This window comes from Methanocella conradii HZ254 (assembly GCF_000251105.1).
In the GTDB taxonomy this organism is placed as follows: Archaea; Halobacteriota; Methanocellia; order Methanocellales; family Methanocellaceae; genus Methanocella; species Methanocella conradii.
Map to the genome: position 1 here is coordinate 265152 of NC_017034.1, position 11649 is coordinate 276800.

Sequence of the window (11649 nt, forward strand, 5' to 3'; positions counted from 1 at the left end):
TCACTTCTTTTTCTTTGTGGCTCTCAGGGATGGGCAGAAGCTGTCCTCTTTTATCAGGCGGCTATCCGTGTATTTGCCAATATAATAAGGAAACTTTTTGCATACCAGTGGCTTAGTGTCGTGGACGCTACATGCTGCCATGTCGCCCTTCTCCTCGAGGAACACGCAAGCGCCGTTGCTTCGCTTCACGTAAACGGCACATTCTAGCAGCCTTGTGACGTATAACAGCCTGTAAACTTTTAAAGAACATATCCCCAGGCTTTCAAGGAGCGCCCACGCTTCGGCCTTGGCCGCCTTAATCTCATCCTTTTTTAGCGCCAGCAATGGCGTCCTCCTCTCATCAATGGCCAGGGAATCAAGTATATCAAGCCGGCCCTGGAATGCCCACCGCTTCACATCCTCGTGGCAAACCGTGATGTACCTGACTATGGCGCAGCATTGCCCGCAGCGCAAGCACCTAAAAAAAGGCAGCTCAACGGCCATGCAATCTGTCAATAGCCGGGCGCTATCCGGATAAAGCTCATGGATGCGCGACAATTGCTCCAGCTCCTCACGGGTTGCGCCACCATATACCATCGGGTTATCCTTGAAAAAGCGAAGCAGCCCCTCAGATACCATGCTATGTACAATAAAATTAGAGAGGGCATATTAACTTTAACCTTTAGCCATTCGTTCACCTTATTATCATTATGGAGCAGCCCGCGTCCCGGGCCACCTTCCCGGACACGCTCCCGAGTGGTCTCCTCCCGCCCTCGTGCCTTCCCGACGCCCCCAGTATGATGAAATCAGCGCATATCTTGTCCGCAGCTCTCAGGATAGACTCGGCCGGGTCCCCGGCCTCCAGCATCGTGGTCACCCCGACCTCTTGAGATAGCGCCTTTAGCTTGATGGCCTGTACCGTCCGCTTTCCCTCAGCCCACGCCGTCCTTTGCTCTCTGTCAGGGCTCAACACATAAACGACGAACAACTCTGCCTTATAGCGGGAGGCATGGTCGATGGCATAGTCCACCGCCCTCTCAGTATGCGGCATGCCATCAGTCGCCAGTAGTACCTTCATTTATGAAAGGGTTGGTCTTCGCTCATTTTAATCTTGTCCGAAGAAAAATCGGATTTGTAAAGCATTTAAGGTTTTAATTGTTTTGTGCTTTTACGATGATGGGGACGTGGAGCCGAGAAGGCCCACGTGCTTCAGCCGTGGGATGAATTGGCCACTCACCGTAGCCACGCCAATATAAAAGAGCCATCTGCCCGACCATCGTTTTTATATCGCCAATGGCAAAAAACCATTATATTAATCAACACGGCACGCCGCCCAAAATATTTATTGAAGAAGAGGGGTGATAAGAGGTGCGATGTACAGGGGCGTGACCATCGATGATAGGGCCACCATGGATATGGACGACGCCATATGGGTGGATGCCGCCGAGGACGGGAGCTGGAAGGTCAGGGTCATGGTCGCAGACGTGGCGAGGGCCGCCCAGCCTCGCTCTAAGCTAGATGGCATTGCGATGGCCAGAGTCGAGACCAGGTATTTCGCCAGAGGCAGCAGCCCGATGCTCCCGAGACGCCTCTCTGAGGAAAAGCTTTCGCTGTGGCCGGGAGAGCCAAAGAGCGTGCTCGTGGTAGATATTGATCTCGATGAGAGGCTGAACGTCCTCGACACCAGGCTTTCCATGGGCACTATGGAAAGCGAGGCGAGGCTATCCTACTCCGACGTTCCTCTTATACTTTCGGATGCCGGGCACCCGCAGCACTCCCTTATTGAGACAGCCCGCCGCCTGGCGCAGGGCCTCTTAATGGTGCGCAGGAACCGCGGGGCGCTAGTGTATTACGACGTGAATACCGGCTGGGTGACTGGCGAGGAGGGCACGCTGAAAAAGCTGAAGAGCCGCGAGGATACCATAGGCTACGTCATCATCCAGGAGCTTATGATACTCGCGAACATGGCGGTGGCCGAGTACGCGGTCAAGAATGACGTCCCCATATTATTTCGTAACCACACGGCCAGGAGCGCTGCACCCGAGCGAGAGGAGCTGATGAAGCTGCTCGAGAGCGCCGCCGTGGTGCCCGCGGAGCGCCTCGCGACCATAAGGCGCACCACTAGTTTGATGTTCAACAGGGCGGAGTATGGGGCTTCCATCCTGGGGCACTTCGGCCTGAACCTGGGAGTGTACACCCACTTCACCTCGCCCATCCGCCGGTATGCCGACCTCGTGAACCACCAGCAGCTTCGGGCGCACATCATGGGGAAGCCCCTGCCTTACTCAAAAGAGAATATTAGCGGGATCGCTGCGCACATCAACCGGAAGCTTATCGAGTACGATGAGGCGAGAAGCGAGTACATGAAGAAAAAGGCGGACCGCATGGCTGAGGAGGCCATCCAGGCAGGCCAGATTGAGGGGGTGGGCGATAAGGAGTTCGAGCACATCACCAAGCTTCTCATTAGAGGAGGAGAGGATTGCCCCGAAGCTTATCATGGCGCTTTTCTGAGCCGCCTGGCATCCGGGAAGATGCCGTTGCTCTGCGCCGGGCTCGTGCTGACCCAGGCTCCCGCGGGCGAGAGGTGGACAGGGCTGAAGGCCGCGCTGCTCGAGCGGCTTGCAAAGGAGCCAAACCTGGCGGTAACCGTGTTTAACCTCGCACAACAGATATCAGGCTGGCCTATGCCATCTTATGATATCACCGGTACCCATCTGGCGTTCACCGCCAGGGCCACCGTCCAGCTTGACGGCAAGAGCTACGAGTCGGGCGAGTTCAAGGACGCCTCGAAGAAGGGTGCCATGCAGCGCGCATCGGTGGGGCTGCTTGCGTCCATACTCGGCCTGCCCGTCCCGGCGATGGCTCCGCCGCGGCTGGCACAGCCTGCCCCCGTGAATGCGGAAATAGCCATAAACACTTCGAAGGACCCCATCGTGGCCCTGCAGGAGTATGGCCAGGCTAATAAGCTTCCGCTTCCATCCTATTCCTTTAGCATGGATGGGCCGCCCAATAAGCCCCTCATCACCTGTACGTGCGTTTTTAATTCAATCACGGCCACGGGGCAGGCCTCTAGCAAGCAGAGGGCCAAGCGCCGGGCCGCTAAAGCCGTAATCGATATTTTGCTAGGCCTTCAGTGACCTTTGGCTTTTTTAAGAAAAGGTTATATCCTTAAAGCAGGATATCCGGTTGTTAAGCATGGCTGGCATGTCAAGTGGAGGCCGAGTGGACATTTCAATGACGAGGCCGGCGCTGTCCTTCTTTGTGGTAATGGCGCTATTGCTGCCAATAGCGCCCGTATCGATTGGCGATGCGCCTGGGGGCCTCGCCATTTCTAATTCCAGCGTCTCCACTTATATCATCGTTTTTGACGATACGCCGTATGCCAGCGCTATGACGGCGCAGAGCGCGTCCGACCTGGTCGCATCCTGCGGAGGGCAGGTCAAGTATCGCTATAACGTCATCAATGGCATGGCCGTTACGCTCCCTGATAGTATGGCAGAAAAGATAAGGTCGTTGCCGAACGTTAAATACGTTGAGAAAGATCAGCCAGTCCACATTTTGCTTGACGCGGCCGTTCCGCAGATTGGCGCGGACCAGGCGTGGGCTGAAGGCTATACGGGGGAGGGGGTCAAGGTCGCCGTCATCGATACCGGCGTCGATGCCGGCCACCCCGACCTGAATGGCGGTAAAGTGGTTGCGTGGGCCGACTTTGTCAACGGGAGCAACTCTACGCCGTATGATGATAATGGCCATGGCACCCATGTTTCAAGCATCATAGCAGGCACCGGCAATGCCTCTGGAGGAAAATACCTGGGAGTGGCGCCGAACGCCAGCCTGCTGGCCGCTAAAGCACTCGACGGGTCAGGCTCCGGGTATTATACGAACATCATAAAGGGAATGGATTGGGCCGTGCAAAATGGCGCCCAGGTAATATCTATGTCGCTGGGCGGCAACCACTCTCCGGCAATGGACGAGGCAGTCAGTAACGCTGTTAATAAAGGGGTCGTCGTAGTGGTCGCAGCCGGCAACGGTGGCCCGAGCCCCGGTACTATCTCATGCCCCGGGGATAGCCCGGATGCCATCACCGTTGGGGCGGTCGATAAAAGCGACTTGATCGCAAACTTCAGCTCTCGTGGCCCTACGTATGACGGCCGCATAAAGCCGGACGTCACCAACGTGGGAGTAAATGTTACTGCCGCAAACGCTGGAGGAACGGCGGCTACTGGATACTATATATCGATGAGCGGCACCAGCATGGCCACCCCCATGACCGCTGGCGTGGTAGCGCTAATGCTCCAGAAAAACTCGTCGCTGACGCCCGCGCAAGTAAAAAATATACTGGCACAGACGGCAAAGCCAATGAAAGTTAACGAGACGGACCCCATACCTAATAATGACTATGGCTGGGGGCGCGTGCAGGCGAAATACGCTCTGGACAACGTCACGTATAGTGTTTCAGGCTATAGCTCCAGCTATCTATCGGATACTATTAATGGCACCATGATTCCTGGCGATTATAACGTTACCATAACTATGCTAAACAATGGTACTCAGCCCTGGTCCAGGGCGACCAACGTCACTCTTCATAGCATTGGCGATGCCGCCAATCTCAGCGCTCAGATTATTCAACTACCCGATAATGTAATAATACCGCCAGGCCAGCAATACGTATGGCTTTTTAATATAAATGCTACCACGCTCGGCGAGTATAACCTGACGTATCAGATGTATGTCAATAATACGCCCATAGGCGATACAGTAATACATCCTATGCGGGTCAAAGACGCCATTCAGCCGGGCAATATGACGTTCGTCAATTCAAGTTATGAGGCGTTTAAGTCATCCTCTTTGATTAACTTAACAGTTCAAAGGGTCGACGGTTTCGATAATGGCATCACCGTGAAATGCTCGGCAAGTGGTGGCAATGGCACTGCGGGCATAGATTTTTCCCCTGCAAGCGGCCTTGTTGTGTTTGCACAGGACCAGCCGTATGCTAATTTTACTGTAAATATATACAACAATGGTACGTATACGGGAGATAAGTCGGTAAATTTCACGTTAAGCGACCCGACGGGCGGCGCAGGCCTGGGGGCTCTCCAAACAACCACGGTGACCATCATCGATGACAATCCGCGGCCGGTCCTTCAGTTCAATGCCTCGAATTATATAGCCTGGGAGAACCAGTCCAATTGCCAGGTCACAGTTACCCGTACGGCCAACTCTCATGGCCCTGTATCTGTTGATTATATGGTGTGGGGTGGCAACGCGACGCCGGGCGTCGACTATGTGCCGGCCAATGGCACCCTCAACTTCTCAGACGGCCAGACGGCTAAGGGCTTCAATGTCATAATCCTGAATAATTACACCGGCCGGGACAGGTTCGTGAACCTTACGTTAAGTAATCCCACGAATGGCTCTATACTGGGCACTCCTGCCTCGGCCGTGCTCACCATTAAAGGAGTCGAGACGGTGAATTTCACATATAGCCTGGTGAAGGGATGGAACCTCATATCGGTGCCCTTGAGCCTCTCTAACAATAGCATTGATGCATTCTTCCCGGCTGCAGTTAAGTCTAACCTGACGGACATGTGGTATTATGATAATGGCAAATGGGTCTATTATAGCGGCACGCGCGGGTATAGCCCAAAATATGCTCACCTAGTAAACGTTACGCCTGGTAAAGGCTACTGGGTAAAAGTATCCAATAACGTATCCTTTACGGTGAATGGTATAGCTAATGGAAGCGGATTACCTGCCGTTGGCGGTGGCTGGACCATGATTGGCGTGTATGGCCTTAACCCGTCGAATGCCACCACAGCTTACCCTGGTAATAAAGATCTCTGGTATTATGATAATGGCCAGTGGTACTATTATAGCGGCACGCGTGGCTATAGCCCGAAGTATCCGCACCTAGAAGTATTAGAGCCAGGCAAGGGCTACTGGGTACATTATTAGATGGAGATGCTGGCATGAAATATAAAATAACAAGAGTTGCTGCGATTTTAGTAATGATGATGCTCTTCTTCGGAGCGTTTGCCATAATATCTAATTCTTCAGAAGAACTGCCGCCATCACCACCGGGTGACGCATGGGATAGTGGCGGTGGCGGCGGAAGCATTAGCTACAGCGCACCAGTCTTCCAGGCCTACACGGACCCCCTAAAATCCAGCGACGGCTCCATAATAGGGCGATTTGAGGGCAAAGACTTCAACAGCGTAATGGTCCGGGCGGAGAAAAACGGCACAGTAGGCAATACAAGCTACATCCTAACCATAGAGGGCGAATTATACTCAGAGCCATCAGGCAATTGCTGGCTAGACATCAGCTTCCTGGAGCCCGCCTCCGCTCAGGTACCGCCGGGGATGGATGACGGGCTAATCCTGGGGGTAATGAACGTCACCAAAAATCCAAAAGACTGGAGCTACAAGGGCGGCAGCCCGAAATACACACTCAAAATATCGGGATTAAATATAAGCGTTAGCCCGGATGACCCCTATTACCTGGTCAGAAGCGACGGGGTGAACTACCAGCTACTAAAGATCAGCATCGACGTATCCGGGGGTCAGGCGACCATCAAGTTCAACCCTCCGGGGGACACAGGAGTGTTCACGATAATGAGGGCGCCAATCGCGACCCCGACTCCGACGCCCACTCCTACGCCAACTCCGGAGCCCACTCCTACGCCATTGCCCGCCAACAATGGCATATGGGGCTTCCCCATATTCATCGCCATGTTCGCGCTGGGCACTATAGTGGGCGCATCAGCTCTATACCTGATCAGCATGCGCAGGTAATACACATAAAAACTAATTAACAGAAGATTTATTTTAAGTTAGCTCCCTTTACTTCATGCTATGCCTCTCAAATCCGGCTTCCGCTCCCTGGCAAGCGTTGAAGACGCCCTTGATATGTTTTTAGGCTCGCTTGAGCCTCTTAATAGAGTTGAGATGGTCAGCCTTGAGGAGGCGGGCGAGCGCGTGCTGGCGGCCGATGTCAGGGCGCCAAGAGACGTGCCGCATTATGACAGGAGCGCCATGGATGGGTATGCCGTCGTGGCGTCGGACACCTTCGGCAGCGGCAAGGACGCCGGAGTCATCCTGAAGCTTACCTCGAAAGACAGCATTGTTAGCGGCGAGTGCAGGCAGGTGCACACGGGCAGCCCGATACCTGAGGGCGCCGATGCTGTGGTAATGCTGGAATACACGGAGGCGGCGGGCGACGGCGTGGAGGTGCTCGCACAGGTCTCGCCGGGCCAGAACATAGGGCTGAAGGGGGAGGACGTGAGAAAGGGCGACATCGTCTTCAGGGAGGGCAGGCTGCTTAAGCCTTCTGACGTAGGCCTGCTCGCCTCCATGGGCCTGACTGAGGTTGCCGTTTATGCGAAGCCACGGGTGCTCATCATACCCACCGGGGAGGAGATAGTTCCCAGGGGGGTGGAGCCGGCTCCGGGCCAGATGAACGAGAGCAACGGGGTGATGAATTACCTGTACGTGAAGCGTTTCGGCGGTGTGCCCACCGTCCATGGAATAGTCTCGGATGTAAAGGAAGAGCTTGCGGCCGCCCTGGATGAGGGGGCCTCTTATGACCTTATCGTTACCACGGGCGGGAGCTCCGTGGGCAAGAGGGACCTAATAGCGGAAGTATTGGCGTCAAAGGGCACTGTTTTGGTTCATGGCGTGGCCATCAAGCCGGGCAAGCCCGTCGCCCTCGGCCTCGTAGACGCGGGGGGCAAGAGAACGCCCATCGTTTGCCTGCCCGGGTATCCGGCTGCGTGCGCGGTCGACTCCATGGTGTTCGTCGACCCTGCGGTAAAAAAATTAGGGCATATGCCTCCGGCGGCTTATAGGACGCAAAAGGCCATCCTCACGAGGAAGATATACTCTGAGGCCGGATACAGGACGTATACGAGGGTATCCGTAGAGGAGGGCCGCGCGACTCCCCTGAGGACGAAGGGCGCCGGGGTGCTAAGCTCCATATCGAGGGCAGACGGCTACGTGATCACGCCGCCGGACGTGGAGGGGCACGAGGCCGGCGAGGAAGTGGAGGTGACTTTCCTTGAGTAGGAAAGAGTTCAGGAGGCTTGTCTCTCTAGAAGATGCCAGGAAGGCGCTGGAGCCGTTTTATCGGCGGTCCGCCGAAAGCGTGCCCCTTGGCGAATGCTATGGCCGCACGCTGGCTGAGGACGTGTACTCGAGAGTGGACGTGCCGGGGTTCGACAGGGCGTCCATGGACGGCTACGCGGTGAAGGCCGCCGACACATGGGGGGCGGACGAGGAGTCGCCGAGGACGCTCAAGCTCATTGGGGCCATTCATGCGGGCGATAGGCCCACGCTGGCCGTGGAGGCGGGGACGGCCGCCGAGATAGCCACCGGGGCGGTCATGCCTGCCGGGGCGAATGCCGTAGTCATGGTCGAGAACACTGACAGTGACGGCTCTTACGTAAACGTGAGGAAGCCGGTGACACCTGGAGAGAACGTCATGCACACCGGAGCTGACGTCATGATGGGCGAGCTCGTGCTTAGAAAAGATACCAGGCTGACGTCCCGGGAGGTGAGCGTACTGGCGGCGGTGGGTTTAGATTACGTCAACGTGTACAGGATGCCCATCGTGGCCATCATGTCCACGGGCAACGAGCTGACGCCTCCGGGCACGAGGCTTGAGCCGGGGCAGATTTACGATGTAAACGCCTACGCCGTCGGCGCCGGGGTGCGGGAGAGCGGCGGCATTCCATTATACCTGGGAATAGTCCGGGACACGCCTGAGGAGTTCCGGAAAGCGGTGCTCGACGCCACAAAAAAAGCGGACATAATCCTCACGTCGGGCAGCACCTCGGCCGGGTCCTCTGACATGATGTTTTCCACCGTGGGCTCGGTAGGCAGGATTCTCGTACACGGCATCAAGATAAAGCCAGGTAAGCCCACCATCATTGGCGAAGTCGAAGGAAAGCCATTCATCGGCCTTCCTGGATACCCGTCGTCCGCGCTAACGATCTTCAACGAGGTCGTGGCGCCGATGGTCCGGCACATGAGCGGGCGCAGGGATAAGGCTATTAGGGAGGCCTCTGCCAGGATGGCGCTGCGCGTGACCCTGGAGGGCGGCCGTGAGGTCCTCCTTCCCGTGGGCTTGCTGAGAGCGCCAGAAGGGCTTTACGCGTACCCTGTTGAGAAGGGCTCGGGCGCCGTATCGGCGCTTCTGGACGCCGACGGCTACGTCGAGATTGGAGAGGAGGCGCGCGTCATCGAAGAGGGCGAGCCCGTCAAGGTGCGCCTTTTTTCCGACGAGATCGCTTTCCCGGACCTATTAATAATAGGCAGCCACTGCCTCGGCATCGACGCCATCGTCCGCATGATGGCCGACAGGGGCTATACGGTGCGCTCCATCAACGTCGGCTCCATGGGGGGCCTGCGTGCCATCAGGAAGGGCATCGCCGACGTGGCTGGCATACATCTCCTGGACGAGTCGGGCACGTACAACGAGCCTTTCGTCCGTGATATTCCTGGGGCCGTGCTCGTTAAGGGCTATATCCGGGAGCAGGGCCTCATCGTGGCGAGGGGCAATCCCCTTAATATAAAGGGCATCGCTGACCTGCCGGGCAGGCGCTTTATCAACCGCACCAAAGGCTCGGGCACGAGGACGCTGCTCGACCTCGAGCTGAAAAAGCTGGCGGACGAGCGGCATACAACGCTGAAGGCGCTGGCCGAATCCATCCCTGGCTATGACGTGGAGGCAAAAACGCACAGCGCCGTGGCATCGGCCATACTCACCGGAAAGGCCGACGTGGGCCTGGGCATAAAGACCGTGGCGGACCAGAATGGTTTAGGATTTATACCCCTCAGGGACGAGGAGTACGACTTTGTCATCAACAAGAATAGCCTGGATAAGCCGGCCGTCAGGGCGCTCCTGGACGTGCTCAGCTCATCAGAGTTTAAGCTTAGCATTGGGCGGCTCGGGTATCGCGTATAATTGATGGCCGATGGCAAACTATTTAGTATCGTAATACTAACAGTGCGAAAGTGATCGCATGGAGCTTATACCCATAAAATACAAAGACGTTATGGCGCTGTTGTCATTATCGCTGGTCGGCTTTACCGCATCCTTCACCGGCCACCTCATATCTTCCAATCTCGGGAACTATATGGGGTCGTTCGGCTCCAGCATGACAGCAATAGGATTAGTAATCGGCTCGCTCGCCATAGCAGAGGTGCTATTTAAAACCCCGTTCGGCATACTCTCAGACCGTTATGGGAAGCTGAAGCTCATGCTGGGAGGCCTGGCGCTCCTGGCCATCATCTCCATGATGTTCCCCCTTTTTAAGGACCCGGCGGCGCTCTTCACAATAAGGTTCATGCAGGGGGTCGCCATAGCAGCGTTCTCCACCACCTCGACGGCCATGGTGGCCGACCTTTTCACCGACCGCAAGGGCGAGGCTATGGGCACCTACAACTCGCTGAAGGGGGCCGGCTATGCCCTCGGGCCCATCCTGGGCGGCCTCGTCACCCAGTACTTCAACTTCTTCGACACCTTCCTGCTGTGCGCCGCCGCCTCGGCAACCGTGCTCGTGCTCTGCCTGGTCGCGGTCAAGGAAAGCTTCACCCCGCCGAAAAAGAGGCGGTCTGTGGGCCTCATGCTCAAGGAGAGCAACAGGCTGGATTACGTAAGCTGCTATTTCATAGGCATGAGCGGGATGCTGGCGTTCTACTCCATAATATCGTTCCTGCCCGTGTATGGGACGATAAACGGCATAGGGGCGGGAGTCACCGGCGCCATACTTGGAGTGCAGGCCGTAGTCTACGTGCTCGCCCAGTACTACTCCGGCAAGGCCGCCGATAAATACGGCTCTCGCCTGCCGATCATGATAGGCTCGGTCCTGCTGGCTGCGGGGATACTATTAATTGCGCTGGTACCGAGCCCTCTGGCCTGGGGAGTGGCCGTGATACTGTCCGGCCTCGGCATATCGGCCCTATGGGTGGTCTCGAACTCCTATCTAGCCTACGCAGCCCCGGCGGCGCTCATGGGGACTGTCATGGGATTATCGGGCACCTTCAAAGAGGTCGGCGATGGCGGCGGCCCTATACTGATAGGCTTCCTCGGCGACTGGATCGGGCTGAAGGGCGCATTCCTATGCATATTAATATTCCTCGCCCTGTCCTTCATCCTTGCGCTCACGCTAGACAATGGCGTAGGGCAGAAGAGCGAAGCCAAAACAATCGAGGCCATAAAAGCCCGCTGAAACGCCCGGACGACTAAAGGATGCTCACCTCGCCCGCGTCCGTGATGTCTATCTCCATGTCTTCCGTGAGCGTGCGGTTGGAAATGATGCTCCCCTTTTCCTTTTTGATGCGGGTGATGAGGTCAAGGGAGTTCGATTTAACGTGGATGCCAGCCCTGTCAGCCTCCGCGAACACCACTTCGGGTACCTTGATCACGTCCGTGCCCTTCTTTATCATCACCCTCACGGGGGATACGATGCTCTCCCACTCCTTGAGGGTCTCCCTGGAGCGGTCTATGTTCTCCCTGGCCCTCTTCTCGATGAGGCTCACGTTCGCCCTGGTGGTCTTTATCCTGCGGGCTATCTCCTCCTGCGTCATGCCAGCCTGCCTCAGGCGGAGCACCATGACCTGCCTCTTCGTGAGGAATGATTTAATAGCCATCAGACATTGTTATGTTTCG

General features: G+C 56.3%; 9 protein-coding genes. 6 read left to right on the top strand and 3 right to left on the bottom strand.

Translation table 11 applies throughout. The annotated features are described in order from the left end of the window. Both MTC_RS01335 and MTC_RS01340 read right to left on the bottom strand, forming a co-directional pair. Window positions 1-618, bottom strand: a complete 618-nt coding sequence (locus MTC_RS01335) for a YkgJ family cysteine cluster protein (RefSeq protein WP_014404874.1) — start codon at window positions 616-618, stop codon at window positions 1-3. A 55-nt stretch (window positions 619-673) separates the two neighbouring features. Next, window positions 674-1057, bottom strand: coding sequence for a universal stress protein (locus MTC_RS01340; RefSeq protein WP_014404875.1), 384 nt, complete (start codon window positions 1055-1057; stop codon window positions 674-676). 295 nt (window positions 1058-1352) lie between these two features. Here MTC_RS01340 and MTC_RS01345 point away from each other — a divergent pair, with 295 nt between their 5' ends. From MTC_RS01345 to MTC_RS01370, 6 genes are read left to right on the top strand one after another with little or no spacing between them, the layout of a single operon-like run. Continuing rightward, complete coding sequence (locus tag MTC_RS01345; RefSeq protein WP_014404876.1) at window positions 1353-3116, top strand: RNB domain-containing ribonuclease; 1764 nt, start codon at window positions 1353-1355, stop codon at window positions 3114-3116. A 58-nt stretch (window positions 3117-3174) separates the two neighbouring features. Beyond that, a complete protein-coding gene (locus MTC_RS12540) occupies window positions 3175-5934 on the top strand; it encodes a S8 family serine peptidase (RefSeq protein WP_014404877.1) in 2760 nt (919 codons plus the stop codon). A 14-nt stretch (window positions 5935-5948) separates the two neighbouring features. Then, window positions 5949-6773 carry a hypothetical protein gene (locus tag MTC_RS13420; protein WP_014404878.1) on the top strand — a complete coding sequence of 275 codons (825 nt, stop codon included), beginning with the start codon at window positions 5949-5951 and terminating at the stop codon, window positions 6771-6773. A gap of 60 nt (window positions 6774-6833) precedes the next feature. Then, a complete protein-coding gene (locus MTC_RS01360) occupies window positions 6834-8042 on the top strand; it encodes a molybdopterin molybdotransferase MoeA (RefSeq protein WP_014404879.1) in 1209 nt (402 codons plus the stop codon). Continuing rightward, window positions 8035-9942: a molybdopterin biosynthesis protein gene (locus MTC_RS01365; protein ID WP_014404880.1), complete on the top strand. Its 1908-nt coding sequence runs from the start codon at window positions 8035-8037 to the stop codon at window positions 9940-9942. The genes MTC_RS01360 and MTC_RS01365 overlap by 8 nt, the downstream gene beginning before the upstream one ends. Before the next feature lie 58 nt (window positions 9943-10000). Further along, window positions 10001-11209 (top strand): MFS transporter, encoded by a 1209-nt coding sequence (locus tag MTC_RS01370; RefSeq protein ID WP_014404881.1) that lies wholly within the window; start codon window positions 10001-10003, stop codon window positions 11207-11209. Window positions 11210-11222: 13 nt separating this feature from the next. Here MTC_RS01370 and MTC_RS01375 read toward each other — a convergent pair whose 3' ends face one another. Then, on the bottom strand, window positions 11223-11630 hold the full coding sequence (locus MTC_RS01375) for a Tfx family DNA-binding protein (RefSeq protein ID WP_014404882.1): 408 nt from the start codon (window positions 11628-11630) through the stop codon (window positions 11223-11225). Window positions 11631-11649 lie beyond the last annotated feature (19 nt).